Origin of the sequence: Lacisediminimonas sp. (assembly GCF_030645335.1) — a bacterium.
GTDB lineage: Bacteria > Pseudomonadota > Gammaproteobacteria > Burkholderiales > Burkholderiaceae_D > Lacisediminimonas.
This window is the reverse complement of the sequence record NZ_JAUSNH010000194.1, coordinates 1-20,452: the sequence shown is the minus strand read 5'-3', so window position 1 is coordinate 20,452 and position 20,452 is coordinate 1. Positions and strand designations below refer to the sequence as shown.

Annotated in this window: 21 protein-coding genes and 2 pseudogenes; 4 read left to right on the top strand and 19 right to left on the bottom strand. The window is 58.5% G+C overall.

All coding sequences use genetic code 11. The features are described 5' to 3' along the window. On the bottom strand, window positions 1-382 hold a 382-nt coding region (pyrE, locus tag Q7T64_RS13780), incomplete at its 3' end, for an orotate phosphoribosyltransferase (RefSeq protein WP_304796813.1). A gap of 250 nt (window positions 383-632) precedes the next feature. Here pyrE and Q7T64_RS13775 point away from each other — a divergent pair. Beyond that, window positions 633-1,424: an exodeoxyribonuclease III gene (locus tag Q7T64_RS13775; RefSeq protein WP_304796810.1), complete on the top strand. Its 792-nt coding sequence runs from the start codon at window positions 633-635 to the stop codon at window positions 1,422-1,424. A gap of 52 nt (window positions 1,425-1,476) precedes the next feature. On the opposite strand, the gene Q7T64_RS13770 is transcribed toward Q7T64_RS13775, so the two are convergent. The 11 genes from Q7T64_RS13770 to Q7T64_RS13720 all read right to left on the bottom strand — a co-directional run bounded on the left by Q7T64_RS13770 (window position 1,477) and on the right by Q7T64_RS13720 (window position 12,689). Next, window positions 1,477-3,003: an MFS transporter gene (locus Q7T64_RS13770; RefSeq protein ID WP_304796807.1), complete on the bottom strand. Its 1,527-nt coding sequence runs from the start codon at window positions 3,001-3,003 to the stop codon at window positions 1,477-1,479. Continuing rightward, entirely contained in the window at window positions 3,000-3,614 is a 615-nt protein-coding gene (metW, locus tag Q7T64_RS13765; protein ID WP_304796805.1) for a methionine biosynthesis protein MetW, read from the bottom strand. Before metW ends, Q7T64_RS13770 begins: the two co-directional genes overlap by 4 nt. Continuing rightward, window positions 3,611-4,768: a homoserine O-acetyltransferase gene (locus Q7T64_RS13760; RefSeq protein WP_304796802.1), complete on the bottom strand. Its 1,158-nt coding sequence runs from the start codon at window positions 4,766-4,768 to the stop codon at window positions 3,611-3,613. Before Q7T64_RS13760 ends, metW begins: the two co-directional genes overlap by 4 nt. Before the next feature lie 203 nt (window positions 4,769-4,971). Continuing rightward, complete coding sequence (ptsP, locus tag Q7T64_RS13755) at window positions 4,972-6,735, bottom strand: phosphoenolpyruvate--protein phosphotransferase (protein ID WP_304796799.1); 1,764 nt, start codon at window positions 6,733-6,735, stop codon at window positions 4,972-4,974. Between the two features lie 17 nt (window positions 6,736-6,752). After that, window positions 6,753-7,022, bottom strand: coding sequence for an HPr family phosphocarrier protein (locus tag Q7T64_RS13750; RefSeq protein ID WP_304796796.1), 270 nt, complete (start codon window positions 7,020-7,022; stop codon window positions 6,753-6,755). Between the two features lie 23 nt (window positions 7,023-7,045). Further along, entirely contained in the window at window positions 7,046-7,453 is a 408-nt protein-coding gene (locus Q7T64_RS13745; protein ID WP_304796793.1) for a PTS sugar transporter subunit IIA, read from the bottom strand. Between the two features lie 51 nt (window positions 7,454-7,504). Continuing rightward, complete coding sequence (gene gshB, locus Q7T64_RS13740) at window positions 7,505-8,443, bottom strand: glutathione synthase (RefSeq protein ID WP_304796789.1); 939 nt, start codon at window positions 8,441-8,443, stop codon at window positions 7,505-7,507. Beyond that, window positions 8,443-9,741 carry a glutamate--cysteine ligase gene (gene gshA, locus Q7T64_RS13735; RefSeq protein ID WP_304796785.1) on the bottom strand — a complete coding sequence of 433 codons (1,299 nt, stop codon included), beginning with the start codon at window positions 9,739-9,741 and terminating at the stop codon, window positions 8,443-8,445. Before gshA ends, gshB begins: the two co-directional genes overlap by 1 nt. Before the next feature lie 242 nt (window positions 9,742-9,983). After that, window positions 9,984-11,525 (bottom strand): ammonium transporter, encoded by a 1,542-nt coding sequence (locus Q7T64_RS13730; RefSeq protein WP_304796781.1) that lies wholly within the window; start codon window positions 11,523-11,525, stop codon window positions 9,984-9,986. 11 nt (window positions 11,526-11,536) lie between these two features. After that, the gene (locus tag Q7T64_RS13725) at window positions 11,537-11,875 is read right to left on the bottom strand and encodes a P-II family nitrogen regulator (RefSeq protein ID WP_304796777.1); all 339 of its coding nucleotides are present in this window, start codon (window positions 11,873-11,875) and stop codon (window positions 11,537-11,539) included. A 19-nt stretch (window positions 11,876-11,894) separates the two neighbouring features. Continuing rightward, window positions 11,895-12,689 (bottom strand): TorF family putative porin, encoded by a 795-nt coding sequence (locus tag Q7T64_RS13720; RefSeq protein WP_304796773.1) that lies wholly within the window; start codon window positions 12,687-12,689, stop codon window positions 11,895-11,897. Between the two features lie 247 nt (window positions 12,690-12,936). Here Q7T64_RS13720 and Q7T64_RS13715 point away from each other — a divergent pair, with 247 nt between their 5' ends. Continuing rightward, window positions 12,937-13,182 (top strand): accessory factor UbiK family protein, encoded by a 246-nt coding sequence (locus tag Q7T64_RS13715; RefSeq protein WP_304796769.1) that lies wholly within the window; start codon window positions 12,937-12,939, stop codon window positions 13,180-13,182. A gap of 120 nt (window positions 13,183-13,302) precedes the next feature. Beyond that, a pseudogene (locus Q7T64_RS13710) lies at window positions 13,303-13,425 on the top strand (magnesium chelatase subunit ChlI); the annotation flags it as partial. A 395-nt stretch (window positions 13,426-13,820) separates the two neighbouring features. Here Q7T64_RS13710 and Q7T64_RS13705 read toward each other — a convergent pair. The 7 genes and pseudogenes from Q7T64_RS13705 to Q7T64_RS13675 all read right to left on the bottom strand — a co-directional run bounded on the left by Q7T64_RS13705 (window position 13,821) and on the right by Q7T64_RS13675 (window position 19,968). Continuing rightward, window positions 13,821-14,033: a DUF2970 domain-containing protein gene (locus tag Q7T64_RS13705; RefSeq protein WP_304796766.1), complete on the bottom strand. Its 213-nt coding sequence runs from the start codon at window positions 14,031-14,033 to the stop codon at window positions 13,821-13,823. A 55-nt stretch (window positions 14,034-14,088) separates the two neighbouring features. Further along, window positions 14,089-14,511 (bottom strand): TM2 domain-containing protein, encoded by a 423-nt coding sequence (locus Q7T64_RS13700; protein ID WP_304796761.1) that lies wholly within the window; start codon window positions 14,509-14,511, stop codon window positions 14,089-14,091. Then, window positions 14,508-15,164, bottom strand: a complete 657-nt coding sequence (locus Q7T64_RS13695; protein ID WP_304796758.1) for a bifunctional 2-keto-4-hydroxyglutarate aldolase/2-keto-3-deoxy-6-phosphogluconate aldolase — start codon at window positions 15,162-15,164, stop codon at window positions 14,508-14,510. The genes Q7T64_RS13700 and Q7T64_RS13695 overlap by 4 nt, the downstream gene beginning before the upstream one ends. 209 nt (window positions 15,165-15,373) lie before the next feature. Further along, window positions 15,374-15,889, bottom strand: coding sequence for a DUF934 domain-containing protein (locus Q7T64_RS13690; RefSeq protein ID WP_304796755.1), 516 nt, complete (start codon window positions 15,887-15,889; stop codon window positions 15,374-15,376). A 16-nt stretch (window positions 15,890-15,905) separates the two neighbouring features. Beyond that, window positions 15,906-17,564 (bottom strand): nitrite/sulfite reductase, encoded by a 1,659-nt coding sequence (locus tag Q7T64_RS13685; RefSeq protein ID WP_304796750.1) that lies wholly within the window; start codon window positions 17,562-17,564, stop codon window positions 15,906-15,908. A gap of 245 nt (window positions 17,565-17,809) precedes the next feature. Further along, window positions 17,810-18,960 (bottom strand): annotated as a pseudogene (locus tag Q7T64_RS13680) (IS30 family transposase). A 93-nt stretch (window positions 18,961-19,053) separates the two neighbouring features. Next, a complete protein-coding gene (locus Q7T64_RS13675) occupies window positions 19,054-19,968 on the bottom strand; it encodes a LysR family transcriptional regulator (RefSeq protein ID WP_304796746.1) in 915 nt (304 codons plus the stop codon). 118 nt (window positions 19,969-20,086) lie between these two features. Here Q7T64_RS13675 and Q7T64_RS13670 point away from each other — a divergent pair. After that, window positions 20,087-20,452 (top strand): dioxygenase (locus Q7T64_RS13670; RefSeq protein WP_304796742.1); only part of this gene is annotated, 366 nt, incomplete at its 3' end.

Here is a 20,452-nt window from a genome sequence, read left to right as displayed (position 1 = left end):
CCGAAATGACGTCATCGACGATCACGACCCGCCCTTTCAACGGCGCGCCGATGATATTGCCGCCTTCGCCATGATCCTTGGCTTCCTTGCGATTGAACGCGAACGGCAAATTGCGCCCCCGGCCGGCGAGCGACACCGCCGTGGCGGACGCAAGCGCGATGCCCTTGTAAGCCGGTCCGAACAGCATGTCGCATTCGACGCCGGCATCGAGCAGGGTCTGCGCATAAAAATCAGCCAGCCGCCCCAGCGACGCGCCGTCGCAGAACAGGCCGGCATTGAAGAAATACGGCGAGCTGCGGCCGGCCTTGGTGACATAACTTCCGAAGCGCAAAACGCCCGACTCGATGGAAAATGCAATGAATTGCTGGCGCAGGCTGCTCAAGATGGCTCCGTCCGGTTAGCTTGGGTAAGACCCATATTTTAGCCCGATACCGTATGCTGTCGGCTGCCCGCGTCGCGTAGGGCAATGGCCAGGACGAGGGGGACTAATGTCATCCACCTGGAAAAGCGAAAAGCCCCGATGATCCCACCGAAGCTATAACGCCGACCAGGAACCCCCGATCCACTTGGTTTTTGGGTTAACCTATCGGCCCGCGACCTGTCCAGACCCCGCGTACTTGAAATGAGGCCTCATGCTCCGTGTTATTACCGCCAACCTGAACGGCGTGCGCTCCGCTGCCAGCAAGGGATTTTTTGACTGGATCGAACAAAGCAAGCCGAGTGTCCTGGGTGTCCAGGAAGTCAAGGCACAGCACGACCAGGTCTCAGGGATTTTTTGCGCCACCGCAGACATGGCCGGGCACTTTCATTACGCGCAAAAGAAAGGCTACTCCGGTGTTGGTATCTACTCATGCGCAAAGCCTTCCGATGTCATCATCGGACTCGGCACGCCTGAGTTCGATGATGAAGGACGGTGGGTCGAAGCACGTTTCGACCGCCCGGGTCGCAAGCTCAGCGTAATCAGCTGCTACTTCCCGAGCGGGTCTTCCGGCGAGGAGCGCCAGGCAGTGAAGTTCCGCTTCCTGGATGCCCTGTACCCAAAGCTGATGGCATTGAAAGACGAGCGTGAGTTCATCCTGCTAAGCGACGTCAACATCGCCCACAAGGAGGCGGACCTCAAGAACTGGAGAAGCAACCAGAAAAACAGCGGGTTTTTGCCAGAGGAACGGGCCTGGATGACCAGGCTGCTGGGCGAAGGCGGCCTGGTGGATGTGTATCGCAGCCTGCACCCGGACACCACGGAGGAGTGCTACACGTGGTGGAGCAACCGCGGGCAGGCCTATGCCAAGAACGTCGGATGGCGACTGGATTACCAGATCGCGACGCCGGGCATTGCGGCGCTTGCCCGCAGCGCATTGATCTACAAGGACCAGAAATTCAGCGACCACGCGCCATTGCTGATTGAGTACGACGCCAGCCTTTGAAACGACCGCTTGTCCAGAATCACATACCCGCAGCAAGAACCGGCGCAAGCATCTAGTTTCCAGCAGCTTGCAGCGCCGGCTTTTCCTCTTCATGCCCGGCCAGCACACGCTTTATCCACGGCAGCATCAGGTAAGCCGGGAACGCCAGCAGGAAGGTCAGCAGGAAGTAATTCGCATAACCCATTTCATGCGCACCGATGCCGCCGGCCCAGCCCGCAATCGAGCGCGAGAACGCAAAGATCGACGACAGGATCGCGTATTCGGTCGTGGCCCGCGATTTGTCCACGATCGCCATCAGGAACGCCAGGAACGCGGCGGTGCCAAGCCCGCCGGTAAAGGATTCAATCGCACTGGCCGAATACATCACACCTTGCAATAGCGGCGCAATCTCGGTCCCCTGCGGCGCAGCCGGAATCATGAATGCGGCCGCAACGTAACCCAGGTTCGACAGCGCCTGCCATAGACCCAGCACCCACAAGGCGCGGAAGATGCCGACGCGATCGGTGTACCAGCCACCCAGCAGGCCGCCGGCAATCGACAGCACCAGGCCGAGGTTGACCGACACCAGCCCGATCTGGGTATTGGTGAAGCCGCTATCGACCCAGAACGGCTTGATCATGAAGCCGATCGATGAATCCGCCAGCTTGAAGATCAGGATGAAGCTGATCAGGACCAGCGCATGACGCCGGTTCAGCAAGGACACGACGGCGCCGAACATCGGCCCCTGCTCCGACGTTTTCGCCAGCTCTGGCGAGCGGCCGCGAAATGCACGCGTGAACAACAAAGCCGAGACAATGATCAATGCCACAGGCACCGACCGGAACCACCATGCGCGCTTGAAGCCGGCGGCCCAGGCCGGATCGAATGCGGTCACCAGCGGCCACATCAGCCCCAGCATGAACATGGCCAGCGCAATCAGCAGCAGCGGTTGACGGGCCAGTGCGGCAAGCTCGCTGCGCAGGCCCGCCTGCTCTTCCCGCACCGGACGCGCGTTTTCCCGCGGCGCGAGCAGGACGATGACTGCCATCACGAGGAACAATACCGCCGTCACGCCGTAGGTGGTGCTCCAGCCCACATTGTCGGACAGCCACAGCAACACGCCGGCGGCCAGCATGCCGACCCGGTAAAAGCCGATCCTGAAGCCGTTTGCCAGCCCAAGTTCCTGCTTGTTCAGGCGCTCGATGGTGTAGCCGTCGATGGCGATATCGTTGGTGGCCGAGAGCGCGGTGAACAGGCCGATGGCCACCCACACCCACGGGCCGAAGCCGGCTTCACGGGCGATGACGATCATTACCACGCCCATGCCGATGTCGGCGGCGGCCATCCACCAGCGGTGGCGGCGGGTGAAGTCGATCAGCGGCGCCCACAGGAATTTCAGGGTCCATGACAGGCCGAGCAGGGACAACAGGCCGATCTTGTTGAGCTCGACACCCTGCTGCCGGAAATAGACCGGAAACAGGTCATAGAACAGGCCGAGCGGGAAGCCTTCCGAGAAGTACAGCAGGCTGACCCAGAACAGCTTGGAGCGCAGCAACTTGGGCTGCGCCTGGCCGGCGCCCGTGGCTTTCGGAAAATTCATGCAGGCGCCTTTTTGCGAAGGCGGAACACGGCCAGGCTGCCGCGCCAGGTGGGAAGGAAGGACACGGGCCGCCCCTCTTCATCGAGCGCGACGCATTCGAGCACTTCGAGTCCGACCTCGTTGGCGAGTTCCTCGAAATCCGGGATCGTGGCGCAGCGCAGGTTGGGAGTGTCATGCCACTGGTAGGGCAGGCTCTTGGAGATCGGCATGCGTCCTTGCAGCAAGGACAAGCGATGCGGCCAGTAGGCGAAATTCGGAAACGATACGATGGCGTCGCCGCCGACCCGCGCAATGTCGCTCAGCACGTCCTTGACGTCCTTGATCATCTGCAGCGCCGACAGGCACAGCACGGTGTCGAAAGAGTCATTGGCAAAGATCGCCAGGCCTGCTTCCAGGTCCTGCTGGATAACGGAAACGCCGCGCCGCACGCACAATGGAATCTGCTCATCGACGATTTCGACGCCGTAACCGCTGCATTGCTTGTCGCTCTGCAGATAGTCGAGCATGACGCCGTCGCCGCAACCCAGGTCGAGCACGCTGCTGCCGTTGCGGATCCAGTGCGCAATGAATGCCAGGTCCGGCCGCTGCGCCAGCAATTGGTCGAAAGTCATGCCGCCCTCCGCACGCTGCCGCCCTGCGTTTCTTCCCAGACCCGTTCGTAATAGGCGCGCACCGTGGCGTGATAGCGGCTGTCTTCCAGCAGGAAGGCGTCGTGGCCGTGCGGCGCATCGATCTCTGCATACGCGACGCGACGGCGGTTGTTGACCAGCGCCTGCACCATTTCGCGGCTGCGGGCCGGGGCAAAGCGCCAGTCGGTGCTGAACGATACCAGCAGGAATTGCGCCTGCGTGCCGGACATGGCTTTGGTCAGGTCGCCGCCGTGGTCGCGGGCCGGGTCGAAATAGTCGAGCGCCTTGGTAATCAGCAGGTAGGTGTTGGCGTCGAAGTATTCGGAAAACTTGTCGCCCTGGTAACGCAGGTAGGATTCGATTTCGAAATCGATGCCGTAGCCAAACTGGTATTTGCCGGCGCGCAGTTCGCGGCCAAACTTTTCCGCCATGTCGTCGTCGGACAGGTAGGTGATGTGGCCGATCATGCGCGCCACCCGCAAGCCGTTGCGTGGCACCACGCCGTGGGCGTAATAGTCGCCGCCATGGAAATCGGGGTCGGTCAGGATCGCCTGGCGGGCGACATCGTTGAACGCAATATTCTGCGCCGACAGCATCGGCGTCGAGGCGATCACGGCGCAGTGCCGCAACCGGGCGGGGTACAGCATGCTCCAGGCCATCGCCTGCATGCCGCCCAGGGAGCCGCCCATCACCGCGGCGAATTGCCCGATACCCAAGCGGTCCGCCAGCCGGGCCTGGGCATGCACCCAGTCTTCCACGGTCACGACCGGGAAGCTGGCGCCGTAGGGCTTGCCGCTTGCCGGATTGACATGCATCGGCCCGGTCGAGCCAAAGCAGGAGCCGATGTTATTGACGCCGATGACGAAGAAACGATCGGTGTCGACCGGCTTGCCGGGACCCACCATATTGTCCCACCAGCCGACGACTTTGGAGCCGTCCGCCCCTTCGTAATGTCCGGCCACGTGATGCGAGGCGTTCAGCGCATGGCACACCAGCACGGCATTGGAACGGTCTTGGTTCAGGGTGCCGTAGGTCTCGTAGACGATGGTGTAATCGGCAATCGACGCGCCGCTTTGCAGGGAAAGCGGTTCGGTGAAATGCATGGACTGCGGAGCGACGATGCCGATGGAATTCATTTCAGAGGTGGATTGCAGGAGTCGAACGCCGAAAAACAAAAAGCCCGAGAAGCATTCAGCTTGTCGGGCTAATCCAGAACCTGCCAGGTAGCTCGCTTTAGCCGAATTTATACGGGGACTTGCCCCATGCGCCCGCAAGCTGGATCGGCCAAATGCTCCGGCCGCCGTTCAAATCGGCGCAGTGTTCCAAGAATATACGATGCTCACATCTCCCGCAACTGCTCGACCGCCTCGTTGATCGTATCGGGGTCATAGGCGCGCAGTATCTTGCGGGTCTGCGCACTGATCAGGCTGAGGTCGGTGTTGAGCACCTCTTGCTTGACCGCCAGGATCTGGCCCGGATGCATCGAAAACTGGCGCAGTCCCATGCCCAGCAGCAGCCGGGTAAGCCGGATGTCGCCCGCCATTTCGCCGCATACGGCAACCGGTTTGCCGGCCTTGGCGCCGGCCGAGATCGTGGTGCCGATCAGGTGCAGCACTGCCGGGTGCAGCGGGTTGTACAGGTGGGCAACTTCATGGTCGACCCGGTCAATCGCCAGGGTGTACTGGATCAGGTCGTTGGTGCCGACCGACAGGAAATCCATGCGCTTGACGAACAGCGGCAGTGACAGCGCAGCCGCCGGGATCTCGATCATTGCGCCGACCGGGATTTGCTCGTCGAATTTGCGCTTTGATTGGCGCAACTGGGCTTTGGCCTGCTCCACCATCAGCAGCGTCTGGTCGATTTCGAAGGCATGCGCCAGCATCGGTATGAGCAGATGGATAGGACCGTAGGCCGAGGCGCGCAGGATGGCGCGCAACTGGGTCAGGAACATCTGCGGCTCGGTCAGGCAATAGCGGATGGCGCGCAGCCCGAGCGCGGGATTGAGTGCGGTTTCGTCGGAATGGTGCGGATGCAAGGGCTTGTCGGCGCCGATATCGAGCGTGCGGATGGTGACCGGCCGGCCCTTCATTGCCACTACCGCCTGGCGATAGGACTCGAACTGCTCGTCTTCGGTGGGCAGGCGACCGGCATGGATCCGCCCCAGGAACAGGAACTCGGAGCGGAACAGGCCAACGCCGGTAGCACCGACTTCCATCGCGGTTGCGCAGTCCTCGGGCAGTTCGATATTGGCCATCATGTCGATCGGCGTGCCATCGATGGTGATGGCAGGCGTCTTGCGCAAGCGGCTCAATTTCTTGCGTTCTCGCACCAGCAACTGCTGGCGCTCCCGGTATTGCTGCAGCACCAGCGGTGACGGATCGATGATCACCACGCCGGCGTCGCCGTCGATGACGATCCAGTCGTCCTGCAGCACCAGCGACGAGCCATTGGCCAGGCCCACCACCGCCGGAATATCGAGGCTGCGGGCGACAATCGCCGTATGCGAGTTCTGGCCGCCCAGGTCGGTGATGAATCCGGCAAAGGCGCTGTGGCGGAATTGCAGCATGTCGGCCGGGGAGACGTCGTGGGCGACGACAATCATTTGCGCATACGACTCGTCGGCGTCGACTGCGGGCAGCTTGCTGGCCGTGCCGGTCAGCACCTTCAATACCCGCTCGCCGACCTGGCCGATATCATTCTTGCGCTCACGCAGGTAGGGGTCTTCGATTTCTTCGAATTGCGCCGACAGCTCGTCGATCTGCGTGACCAGCGCCCACTCAGCGTTGTAGTGGCGCTTGCGAATGATCTCCAGCGGCATTTCGGAAATCATTGGATCCGACAGGATCAGCACGTGCACGTCGATGAAGGCGCCGAGCTCGGCCGGCGCATCGGGCGGCAGGTCGCTCCAGATGGTCTGCAGTTCGCGCTGCACGGTGGCCAGCGCATCCTGCAGGCGCTGCACTTCGTTTTCGACCTGCTGCTCCGGAACCAGGTAATGCCGCACGTCGAGCGCAGCAGGCGCAAAGATGTGCGCCCGACCGATGGCAATCCCGCGCGAAACCGGAATGCCATGCAAGGAAAATGACGAAGTAGCTTTGTCCATATTGGCGAAAACCGGCGCTACTCGTTTTCGCCGAAGCGGGCATGGATCAGGCCCAGCAGCGCTTCCAGGCAATCGGCCTCGTCTGCGCCATCGACTTCCAGCTTGACCGTCGACCCCTTGCCGGCCGCCAGCATCATCACGCCCATGATCGACTTGGCGTTGACACGCCGCGTGTTGCGCGACATCCAGACGTCGCTCTTGTACTTGGCTGCCAGTTGCGTGAACTTGGCCGAGGCCCGTGCATGCAGGCCCAGCTTGTTGATGATTTCGACTTCTTTCTCGATCATGGCCGTATCGCTGGTTCTTGTAATCAGTTTGGTGACAGGCGTACCCGGTTATCCACGCGCACTGCGCCGCTCTGCCCACCGGCGAGCGCCATCTCGACCACGACGTCAAGAGTGTCGGTGCGATACGTGATCGCCCGCAGCAGCATCGGCAGGCTGATGCCGGCGATGACTTCCACCCGATCCGGCTGGCACAGTTGCAGCGTGCAATTGCACGGCGTTCCACCCATCACGTCGGTGATGACCAGTACGCCGCTGCCGTCATCGATACGGTCGATGGCAGCCATGGCCAGCTGCCTGACCTGGGCCGGGTCCTGGTCGGCCGACACGTCGACCGCCTCCAGCCTCTCGGGCCGGCTGCGGAATACGTGCGTGGCCGCGTCAATGAATGCCTGACCCAGCGGCGCATGCGTCAGGAGCAATATACCAACCATATCGTGGTTTGAATTTCCGCAAATAATCGCTCGGGCCAAGGCCCGCAGCGACTACATCAATTTCTCAAGTTCATCGATGAACATGCCGGCGACGTTGAAACCCGTCTGTTCGCGGATTTCCTGGAAACACGTCGGACTCGTGACGTTGACTTCGGTCAGATAGTCGCCAATCACGTCCAATCCTACCAGCAACAGGCCGCGCTCCTTCAAAACCGGCCCCAGGGTGGTGGCGATCTCGCGGTCGCGCAGCGACAGCGACTGGGCAACGCCGGTGCCGCCGGCGGCCAGGTTGCCGCGCACTTCGCCTGCTTGCGGAATGCGCGCCAGGCTGTACGGCACCACCTGTCCGCCAATCACCAGCACCCGCTTGTCGCCATCGACAATTTCAGGAATGTAGCGCTGGACCATGATGGTGCGCTGGCCGTCGTGGGTCAGTAGCTCGATGATCGAGCCCAGGTTCATGCCATCCCGGCCAACCCGGAAAATCCCGGCGCCGCCCATGCCGTCGAGCGGCTTGAGGATCACATCCAGATGCTCCGCATGGAAGGCGCGGATGCGGGCAGCATCGCTGGTCACCAGGGTCGGCGCGGTGAATTGCGTGAATTGCACGATGGCGAGCTTTTCATTGTGGCTGCGAATCGCTTCGGGCTTGTTGAATACGCGCGCACCGTCTTTCTGCGCCAGCTCCAGCAGATAGGTCGCGTAGATGTACTCCATGTTGAACGGCGGGTCGGTGCGCTCGATGATGGCGTCGAATTCGCGCAGGTACCGGCTCTCGGGCGCATCGGCGCGATACCAGTGCAGCGGGTCGCCCGTGAGCTCGATGCGCGAGGTATTGGCGAGCACCTTGCCGCCGACCACCGCCATGTCCTTGTGCTGGAACACATGCAGGCTATGCCCGCGCGCCGCCGCCTCGACCATCATCGCGTAGGTGGAATCCTTGTACGTCTTGAAGCCGGCGAGAGGATCTGTGGCGAAGGCTATTTTCATCAATAAATTTCCGGATTGGGATCGGTTTTTTCGAGTTCGATCGATGCGGCCAACAGGCCCAGGCGCGCAACCACGCCGTACATGTAAAAACGGTTGGGCGCCGCCGTGCCCGGCTTGGCCAGCAGGTCGGGCAAGGCATGCTGGTGCGCAAACGCCAGCGGCACGAAATGCGCTCCCGGCGCGTTCAGGTTCTCGTCCACGCCACGCTCTGCATGCACACGATAGAAGCCGCCCACGACATAGCGATCGATCATGTAGACGACCGGCTCGGCCACTGAATCGTTGATGCGTTCAAAAGTATGCACGCCTTCCTGGATGATGACATCCGTCACTTCCATGCCATCCTTGACGACCGACATCTTGTTGCGTTGCTTGCGATTGAGGTCGCGCACTTCGCTGGCGTCGCGCACGGTCATGATGCCCATGCCGTAGGTGCCGGCGTCGGCCTTGACGACCACGAACGGCGTCTCCTTGATGCCGTATTCCTTGTACTTCTTGCGGATCTTGGCCAGCAGGGTATCGACGCCGGTGGCCAGGCAATCCTCGCCGGTGCGCTCCTGGAAATCGACGCCGCTGCATTTGGCGAAATAGGGATTGAGCATCCACTGGTCGACATCGATCAGTTTGGCGAATTTCTTGACCACCTCGTCGTACGCCGCGAAGTGATTGCTCTTGCGCCGCACGGCCCAACCGGCATGCAAGGGCGGCAACAGGTATTGCTCGTGCAGGTTTTCCAGGATCGGCGGCAGGCCGGCCGACAGGTCGTTGTTCAGCAAGATCGTGCAGGGGTCGAAATTCTTGAGTCCCACCCGACGGCCGTTGGATTGGCGTTCGAGCGGCTCCAGCACAATCGTGGAGCCATCCGGCAAATCGATCGGGGTGGGCTCACGCACATCTTCCGAAAGCGACCCGAGACGGACATTCAGGCCGGTCTGGCGGAATATCTGCATCAGCCGCGCCACGTTCTGCAAGTAGAAGGTGTTGCGGGTATGCCCCTCCGGTATCAACAGCAGGTTCTTGGCGTCCGGACAATATTTGTCGATCGCCGCCATTGCCGCCTGCACCGCCAGCGGCAACATTTCGGGTGACAGGTTGTTGAATCCACCCGGGAACAGGTTGGTGTCAACCGGCGCCAGCTTGAAACCGGCATTGCGCAAGTCCACCGAGCAGTAAAACGGCGGCGTGTGCTCCTGCCATTCGAGCCGGAACCAGCGTTCGATCGCCGGGGTGGCGGCGAGTATCTTCTTTTCGAGGTCAAGCAGTGGCCCATTCAGGGCCGTGACCAGATGCGGAACCATAAGTTGCTTTCAATTCATGACAGCAGGATTCTAGCGGTATTCCCGCATGCACGCGGACAAGCACGCTGTGCAGACTTGCCGCCCACTGCGGGGGAGGTCTAAAAAAATGGGGGCGCCGGCCGGTTTTTAAAGGGCGGGCCACCCCCCCAAGCGCCGGGCGCGAAAAAAAAGCGCCTCGGCTAGAGGCGCTTTAGAACCCGCGAACGGGAAACTACCGGAGGAGACTACACCATCTGCTGCAATTAACCGTGATACGCAGACTCGCCATGGCTGGTGATATCGAGGCCTTCACGTTCCTGGTCTTCAGGTACGCGCAGTCCGACCAGCATGTCAACGAGCTTGAAGGCGATGAATGCCACCACGCCGGACCAGATCACGGTTGTGATCACGCCCTGCAACTGGATCCAGACCTGTCCGGCGATCGAGTAATCCGGCGATACCTTGTTGGCGACATAGTCATAGATGCCGGTGCCACCGAGTGACGGTGCGGCAAACACACCGGTCAGGATGGCGCCCAATGCACCGCCCACACCGTGTACGCCGAAGACGTCCAGCGAGTCATCCGCACCCAGCATGCGCTTGAGACCATTGACGCCCCACAGACAGACGATACCGGCCAACAATCCAATCACCAGGCCGCCCATCGTGCCGACGAAACCAGCTGCCGGCGTGATCGCCACCAGACCCGCCACCGCACCGGAAGCTGCGCCCAGCATCGAAGGCTTGCCCTTGGACATCCACTCACCGAAGGTCCAGGCAACCACTGCTGCTGCCGTTGCCAGCAAGGTGTTGATGAACGCCAGCGCTGCCGAACCGTTTGCCTCCAGCGCCGAACCGGCGTTGAAGCCGAACCAGCCCACCCACAACAGCGAAGCGCCGATCATGGTCATTGTCAGCGAATGTGGCGCCATCGCTTCACGGCCGTAGCCGATCCGCTTGCCGATTACATAGGCGCCGACCAGGCCAGCGACCGCAGCATTGATATGCACGACGGTGCCGCCGGCAAAATCAAGCGCGCCTTTCTGGAACAGCCAGCCTGCGACCGCGCCTGCTTTCTCTGCCGCTGCGGCATCGGTGTAGGCATCCGGACCGGCCCAGAACCAGACCATGTGCGCAACCGGCAGGTAAGCAAACGTGAACCACAGCGTGATGAACAGCAGCACTGCCGAGAACTTGGCGCGCTCGGCAAAAGCGCCCACGATCAGGCCGCAGGTGATGGCCGCGAAGGTTGCCTGGAAGGCGATGAACGTGAACTCAGGCAGCACGACCCCCTTGCTGAAGGTGCCAGTCACCGTGTCGCCCGTGATCCCTTTCAGGAATAGCCGGTCGAAGGATCCGATGAAGCTGCCGCCCTGGGTAAACGCCAGTGAGTAGCCGTAGATGCACCACAACACGATAATCAGCGAGAACACCATGAACACTTGCATCAGGATCGACAGCATGTTCTTGGAACGGACCAGGCCGCCGTAGAACAATGCCAGGCCCGGGACCGACATCATGATCACGAGCAGCGTCGCGGTCATCAGCCAGGCGGTGTCGCCCTTGTTGGGGACGGGCGCCGCTGCAGCAGGTGCAGCAGCAGCCGGAGCTGCCGCCGCGGCAACAGCGGCCGGGGCAGCAAGCGCGGCTGCGGGTGCAGAAGCAGCAGGAGCGGAAGCAGCCGGTGCGGATGCCGCAGGAGCAGCATCTGCCTTCGGTAAATCGGCAGCCGAAGTCAGCCCGGAAAAGCCGACAGCCAGCGCCAGGGCGCCAGCAGCCAGCAGGCTAGAGAGTTTGATTGTCATATTGTCCTCAGTCAGAGTGCGTCTTTGCCAGTCTCGCCAGTGCGGATCCGCACCACCTGTTCCAGATCGTAGACGAAGATTTTTCCGTCACCGATCTTGCCGGTACGGGCCGAGGTTTCGATCGCTTCGATTGCGCGTTCGAGGATGTCATCGTCGACAGCCGCCTCGATCTTGGTCTTGGGCAGGAAGTCGACCACGTATTCAGCACCGCGGTACAGCTCCGTGTGGCCCTTCTGGCGCCCGAAGCCCTTGACCTCGGTCACGGTGATGCCTTGTACGCCAATGGCGGACAAGGCTTCCCGCACCTCGTCGAGCTTGAACGGCTTGATGATTGCAGTCAGGAGTTTCATGAGAACCTCGTCAAGTGGATCAGAACGTTTTGGAAACGGACAGCACTGCCGAAGGCCGGCCCACGTCCCTGATCGATGTGCCGCCAGTGCTGGTGATGGTGTACTGGGCAGCATTGGCGTTGGTGCCGACCAGCGCCAGGCCGACCGTGGCGAAACCATAGTCCTTGGCAATGCCGAGTTTATAGTCGGTGTAGCTGGCCGCGCTGTAGTTCTTGACCATTTGACGGCCGAGGTGGGCAGTAAACGTGGTTTTTGGAGCCACTTCCCAGTTACCGGTGATGTCCAGGTAGCCGGAACCCTTCGAATTGCCGTTCGGCGCCAGCGTGAACAAGGCGTTGGACGTGGTGCCGTTGAGTCCGAAGAAGTCGGTCAGGCCGTAGCTGTACTTGACGCTCAGCCATTGCCAGGTTCCGCCGAAATAGATTTCGCCGTTGTTGTACTTGCTGCGCAGGGCTGCGATTTCGGCGCCTGGGTAGTAGTAGTACAACAGACCAACGTCCGCCGTCACGCCCTTGGCGACTTCCCACTTGTAGCCGCCATAAATGTCGATTTCAATGCCAGCGCCATTGTTGAACTGGTTGGTGCTGACATTCGAGTTCCAGTTGCCAAGATAAAGGCCACTGCTGTGGCTGTAGTCAAAACCGCCTTGCAAGGTCGGGCCGCGAAATGTCTGGGAAATGCCGCGGAACCGATAATCGGTCGCCAGCGTCATGTTACCGGTCAGTGTGTGCGGCGATGCGGGTGCGGCCGTCTGGGCGGCAGCCGAACCGGCAAACGTAGCGAGCATGGCAGCGAATAGCATCGTTTTTTTCATGGCATTTCCCTTGTGATGTTGATCGGTAATGAATTCGGTTTTGGAGCACGGAAATTGTGATCGCTAGGCAACATTTAGCAGGGAACGTGCCAGCTTCTTGCACGCCTTTCCGGTATCCTTATTTGCATCCCGCGCCGCTTATGTGCACCGCCGGTGCCCCCGCCTGATGGCAGGCGCACCAAACGAATGCGAAAATCATTTCGCGCACCACAACGGCGCATCAATGCACTCCGGGTGATAGTCAAAAATGGAAAAGAACAACTTTTTTCAGGATTTCCAGCAACGGGTCAACAAGGCGCTGGAGAATTCGCCGGCCCGGGATATAGAAAAGAACGTCAAGGCGATGATGACCCAGGGGCTGTCCAAGCTCGACGTCGTGACTCGCGAGGAATTCGATATCCAGGCGCAGGTGCTGGCCAAGACCCGCGCTCGCCTTGAAGAGCTGGAAGCACGGCTGGCGGAATTCGAAGCGCAAATGAAGGATCGCCCCTGACCGGTTGCCGGCAATTAGTTTCAGGGTTCGACGCCCGTTCGCATGCCTGTTTAACAGTCCTTCCCCGGTCAGCCATGCCGGCCGATGATCCGCAGCTTTCCCTCGCGGAGCGCGGACGACATGAGCCTGGCCGTATTGAAAAGTCGCGGACTGGCGGGCATGCGCGCGCCGCCTGTCACCGTGGAAGTCCATCTGGCCAACGGCCTGCCGCAATTCACCATCGTTGGCAACAATATGCCCGAAATTTCTCGATGTAATGGTCATATGGTGATCACCGCCCGGTAAGTCTGTTTATTTTCACGAAGATTGGAACCGATTTTTCATTGATGAGGGACCCGGGAATTTTTCGCGAACGGCACCAAGGAAGCGAATTTCCAGTGTCTAGGACGGGTCACTTAATTGTGGAAAAAGTGGGGCATACATTGGTGAAAATTAACACTCCTGACGGACAAAAGCTCCGGGATACAGCCTACTTCATCGTAGTAGAGACCAATGCTGAGGTAAACTTTGCCGGGGCGCTCATCTTTGGCATAGTCTTCCTGCAGCGTCAGGATAGGGTCCCCAGCTGTTGCGGCAAAATTCTCAAACAAAGGGAAGTCCTTCTAATGTGGTGTAATTCGAATGCTAGTTGCCCACGTCTAGGACACGGCGTACTTTACAACCGCAAGCAGTATCCCGATGAAGATAGCGACGCCGATTAAGGCCGCAATGAGGACATATAGCGGGTTCATCCGGCCGATGTCCTGCTCAAAATCTTTCCGTCGTCTGAGGCCGATAAAGGACCAGGCGATGGCCATCATGGTGCTGATGAACGAGCGCGTCTCCGGTTTCTTTGTGTTCTTGGTTTGCATGCATCACCTGTCCGTAAGACAACAATTTCTGTAGAAATTGCTGGGTTTAAGTCCACTACCCAAATGATCCACCGGTGTAGAGCAAATCTATCGCCCTCGCCAAGCTTGCTATGAAGCCGGTGTACGTTATAAACAGCGTCAGGACAAGCAGTACGACAAGTGGCCACCTGGACCGGGATTGAATCAGAGAGCGAGTGTTATGCCGCTTGTCCCACTTCCTGTCGTCTGTCAGACCAATTGCAAGAGTTTCGATCGCTGCCACAAACACTGGCATAGGGAAAAGGCGCGCCACACTCATTGCCAGCGATTCATTCAGTAAGGAAACGGCAAAAATCATCAGGTAGATAACGCTCGTAACCACATAGACCCATGCAAGGACATCCTTGCGACCATAAAGGTAGAACCGATGAAGGCCGAGGGCACCGACGAACAGGGATAGCAGGCTTGCTATGGTTTTGTTCTTAAAATTAGCTTTCATGCTGAGCAGGCACTTGTTGTTTGTATCCGTTTGAGCGCACTGACAAATGCCTTGGCATTGTCGGTCACTTTTTCATAGTCACCGGATGCTCCTGGAGCAGTCAGGCTGCCGCCTACTCCTACCGCGACAGCGCCACAGGCAAACCAAGTTTCCATATTTTCAAGGGTGACACCTCCGCTGGGCATGAGTGGCGCATGCGGCAGCGGCGCGCGTAGTGCCTTCAGGTAGGTTGGGCCGAATGCATCGCCCGGGAAAACCTTCACGATATCGGCACCGATCTCCATGGCTTTCACCACCTCAGTGGCCGTTGCAACTCCTGGCATCGACACTATCTGGTAACGGCTGCAGGTCTGAATTACTTCTGGATCGAAGCTGGGGGACAGAATGAAACGCGCGCCGGCCAGAATCGCCAAGCGCACCGTTGCAGCGTCAAGCACAGTCCCGGCTCCGATAACGGCGTTGTCGCCATAGCGCTTGACGAGCGAGCGGATGATATCGAGCCCATCAGGGGTCGTCAGTGAAACTTCCAAGGCTGTGATGCCGCCAGCAATACATGCATCCGCCAACTGGAGTGCGGCGTCGGCGTCAGAAGCCCGGACAATACCGATAATCGGGTTCTGCAAGATAGAACTGAGAATGTTGAATTTCTGCACACGAAATCCTTTTAAAAAAACGTTCGGCAAGCCATTTATAGCGTTGCATCTGCCGGACGCACACCTATCGCCGGCTCGCATACCAGCGTTTCGCTTGTCTCACATAGATTTCCGTTTGGCGTACGTAGTTTTTTATGACGTGTACTTGTTTTATCGGGTTCCTCGTCGTGTTTTGTTGAACCTGCAATATGTTTGCCCGAACGCAGTTCTCAGACCTTCTGCTGACCGTTGCGCAGCCTGAAAAGCGGGACAGGATTATCTACGGCGCCCTGATACCTCACGCTGTAGTGAGTAAAACTTTTGATCGCATCGTGGATGTCCTTATCGGAACGTACTGCGAAAGCATCGAACCCGCACCTGCGCATGTAATTGACCTGATCACGTAATACATCTCCTATCGCACGCAGCTCCCCCGTCCATCCATAACGCGTGCGAAGCAAGGTCGCAATGCTGTATCCCCTCCCGTCACGGAAAACAGGAAAATCGACAGCAATCAGGTCCAGTTCAAGAAGCCGGGCGACCATGGGTTCAAAGTCATCGTCCGGTGAGATCCAGACCGCCCGGACTTCCTGGGTTTCTGGGCTGGCATGCGTTTGCAGGATGCAGAACGGGAAGATTGTGCGGGAACTGTGCGGGACACCAGGCACGTACGGCTCTCGCATCACGCTCCAGTCGTCTTCGACGACCTGAGGGCTCCCCGCGAGCAGCTTGATGATTTTTGACATCTCGGTGTTCCTTTCATCAAGCGGCTTCGCGGTACACGTTGGCCTTGAACGGCTCGGCTCCGATCCTGCCCAAAGTGTCGATGAACGGTTCGTCCTGGACGCGATGCAGGCAGAACGTCTCGACAATGCGCTCAATAACGCGGGGCATCTCCTCAGCGCGAAAAGACGGACCAATTACCTTACCGAGGGCAGACCGGTTGCCCTGCGCTCCACCTATCGTCACCTGGTACCACTCCTCGCCGTCCTTGTCGACGCCGAGCACCCCGATATTGCCCATATGGTGGTGACCACATGCGTTGATGCAACCGGAGATGTTGAGGGACAGATCACCAAGATCGCAAAGGAAGTCGAGGTCATCGAACCGCTCCGCAATTGCCGCAGCAATCGGCAGGGACCTGGCGTTTGCCAAGGAGCAATAGTCCCCGCCTGGGCAGGCAATCATGTCCGTCAGAAGTCCCAGGTTGGGCGTCGCAAGTCCCGCCGCGACGGCGTGCTTCCATAGATCGTAGAGGTCCTGCCTGCGGACATCAGGCAGAATGACGTTCTGCTCGTGGGCGATGCGAATCTCGCCGAACCCGTACAGCTCCCCCCACTCGGCAATCCGGTCCATCTGCTCGGCAGTGACGTCGCCCGGGGGAACCGCAGAGCCGGGTTTGGTAGACAAAGTTACCGTGGCGTATCCCGGGACCTTGTGCGCCCGTACATTCCTCTTTAGCCATTGCGCAAAACGCTTATCCCCAGCGATCTTGACGTCAAAAGATCCGTCATCAACCGACGCCTCATAGCCATCCTGTCGAAAGAAATGCTCCACTCGCTCGTACTCTTGCTCAGTCAAGGTCGCCGGTCCGTCCTTGAGGTAGGCCCATTCTGCTTCCACTTCCGCGGCGAAGGCTTCTGCGCCGATTGCCTTGACCAGGATCTTGATCCGCGCTTTGTACTTGTTGTCCCTCCGGCCATAGCGGTTGTAGACGCGTAGGATGGCTTCGACATAGGAGAGCAGGTGTTGCCATGGCAGGTTGTCACGGATCTGCGAGCTAAGGATCGGAGTTCGGCCCAGGCCTCCGCCGGCGAAGACACTCAGGACCTTCTCGCCGGCGTCGTTCCGGTATACGTAGATACCGACGTCATGCATGCGAACTGCGGCCCTGTCTTCTTTCGACGATGACAGCGCGATCTTGAACTTCCGGGGCAGGAACGCAAACTCAGGATTGAGCGTGGACCATTGGCGCAATATCTCCGCCAACGGACGAGGGTCCAGGAGTTCATCCTGGGCTACCCCTGCAAACTGTTCGGTGGTGATGTTCCGGACGCAGTTGCCAGACGTCTGGATCGCATGCATCTGGACCGAGGCTAGCTCGGCAAGAATATCAGGTGCCTCTTCCAGTTTGATCCAGTTGTACTGGATGTTCTGACGCGTCGTGAAGTGCCCGTACCCGCGATCGTATTTCCTGGCGATGTGGGCGAGCATTCTGAGTTGGGCCGAAGAGAGCACGCCGTAGGGAATTGCCACACGCAGCATGTAGGCATGCTTTTGCATATACAAGCCGTTCTGGAGGCGTAACGGCAGAAACTCTTCCTCAGACAGTTCACCTGAAAGGCGGCGAGCGACTTGGTCACGGAATTCCGCGACCCGCTCACTCACCAGCGTTCGGTCATATTCATCGTATTGGTACATCTATCCACCCGGCTGTTGACATATCGACCGCAGCTGCGCCTCAAGCTCCCAACGACCAGAGCACAAATTGCTTTTGAATTCAAACTGATTCTCCTAGGTTCGGGACGGTAAAAACAGAGGCAGTACAAGGAAAGTTTTGCGTATCAGATTGATTGACTGATGGCCCTCTGTCCAAATGAATCTCGAATCGCGAAGGTGTGTTTGCTGGCGCTGCGGTAATCCCCCCATTTTTAATCGAGGTGGGTTCAACCGGTCAGCGCAACGCTTCGTTAAACACCTGAGCTGGTGTTCTAAAGCCCAGCGTTTTTCGCGGCCGGGCATTTAATTTTGCCGCGATGGCATTCAGCTGACTTTGAGTGTACATCGCCAGTCCGCTCCCTTTTGGAAAGTACTGCCTCAGCAGTCCGTTTGTATTTTCATTCGTTCCTCGCTGCCATGGGCTTCTCGGATCGCAGAAATACACTGCCATATCCGTTGCCATTGTAAATGTCTTGTGAGCCGAGAGCTCTTGCCCCCGATCCCAGGTCAAACTTTTCAGGACATGCCGCGGCAGCTTCTTCATTTGCGTGGTCAGTGATTGCACGACAATGGCAGCATTTTTGCTCCCGACCTTACACAACACCGTAAACCGGGAATGGCATTCGACCACTGTCGCAATGGCGCTGTTGCCACTCCCGATAACAAGATCGCCTTCCCAGTGTCCCGGGATCGCCCGATCTTCTATTTCCGCTGGTCGTTCACGGATAGAGATCGCATCTGCAATCTGACCTCTTCTACCCGTCTTATGTGATTTCGCCTGGCGAAACATACGCCTGGTACGCAGATGCTTTTTCAGCTCTTCACGCAACACCCCTCGTGTCTGGATGAAGAGCGATTTACAGATCGTTTCATGCGACACGCACATGGTCTTTCCATCAGGAGATCGCGTTTTCAGCCATCCCGATATTTGTTCGGGTGACCAATCCGACTCCAGCAATTTTATGACAAGTTTTCGTAACGCCGCATTCTCGGCCAGAAGCAGTGTCTTGGGACGTTTGCTGCTCTTGAGGAATGCCTTTTATGCATTGCAAGCACGGTATTGGTTGCTGCCGCCATGGCGCGATATTTCCCGTGAAATGGTGGACGGCGCCCGACCCAACTCTGTGGCAATGCTGCGAATGCTTTGAGAACGCGCCACGCCCCGGGAGATCGCCTCACGCTCCTCCAGGGACAGGCTGCTTGCGCGACGAACCCGGGGCCGTGGCGTGACGCCACCATGATAGAGAAGGTAAGAATAGACGGTTGCCGGCGGCTTTTCTATATCGCGGGCGATTTCACTCATGGGACGGCCCTGCCGCCATAGCTGCCAGATTCGCGCTTTGCGATCATGAGTCATCCCTCCATAAACACTGACCATCGCACACCTCCTGATCTTATTCGATCTATAAAATAAAGGTGTTGCGCTGACCGGTTGAACCCACCTCGATTAGTTTCCGGGGGGATTACCGGTCTACCTGGTCCATTTCCGTTCATGGTCCTTTTCACGAAAATGCTGGATGAGGAAATCGATAAACGCACGCACTCTGGCCGGCAAATTCTTGCGCCTCTGATATGCGATGTTGATGGAGAGTTTAGGCAGATCCCATTCTTCAAGTATTGGAATCAGTCGGCCGGCGACCACATCGTCATAGATTATGTAGTTGGGCTGAATGAGGATGCCGAGTCCCTCCAAGGCTGCTGTCCGCAAAATCTGCCCATCGTTGGCCTCGAGCAAGCTTCGGACCTTGATGATCTGCGTTTTGTTATCGCGTGTGAAATGTAACTCGTTCGGTTTATTAGCGTACGTGTAGAGCAGCAGCTTATGGTGCGCTAGATCCTCAATCGTCTGCGGAGTGCCGTTCCTGACGAGATACGATGGCGACGCCGCCAAGACGCGGCGCGTCTGCGCTAATTTACGCACTGTTATGTCGGAATCGGATTCGTATTCCTTAGTGCGGATCGCCACATCGATGCCATTATCAATCAAGTCGAAGTAACGGTTGGCCGCGACTATTTGGACATCGATATTTGGATACATGCACGTGAATTCCGGCAGCAACGGGGTGATGTGCTTCATGCAAAACGACAGTGAGGCTGTAATTCGCAACGTGCCCGATGGATCGAACGTTGTCGCATTGACCATTGCTTCGGCTTCCTTCATTTCGGCCAGTATGCTTTTACAACGCCGGTAAAAACTCTCTCCAATTTCGGTCAGCGCCAAGCGCCGGGTATTGCGTTCGATCAGGCGGGCAGCAAGACGTTTTTCCAGTGAGGCCAAGCAGCGACTAGCTGTCGCATTGGACATGTCCAGCTGCTCGGCGGCTTTTGACAGGCTGCCTAATTCCGCTGTTTGCACAAACAATTCAAATTCGGTCCAACGGTCCATCGCCCACTCCAGTTTTTCATTCAGTGAAAAAGAGATTTCCAGATTTTCTGTTCTTTTTTATTTTTTGTGGGCCTATATTATCCCCACAACAAAAAACAACATAGACAAGGCGAGGATTATGCGCAATCTGAACGAAGACACGATTACCCAAGCTGTGCTCGCGCGCCATGCCGAGATGCCGAACGAGCGTTTCAGGCAAATTATGACCAGCCTTGTCCAGCATCTTCACTCTTTTGCGCGCGAGGTCAAATTGACCGAGGCCGAATGGTTCGCCGGAATCCAGTTCCTTACCGATACCGGACACATGTGCTCCGACAAGCGCCAGGAGTTTATCCTCCTTTCCGATACCCTCGGTCTCTCGATGCTGGTCACGGCACAGAACAATCGCAAGCCGGAAGGCTGCACAGAGTCGACCGTATTCGGGCCTTTCCATGTGGAGGATTCACCTGAATATGCACTTGGCGATGACATTGCCAATGGTGCA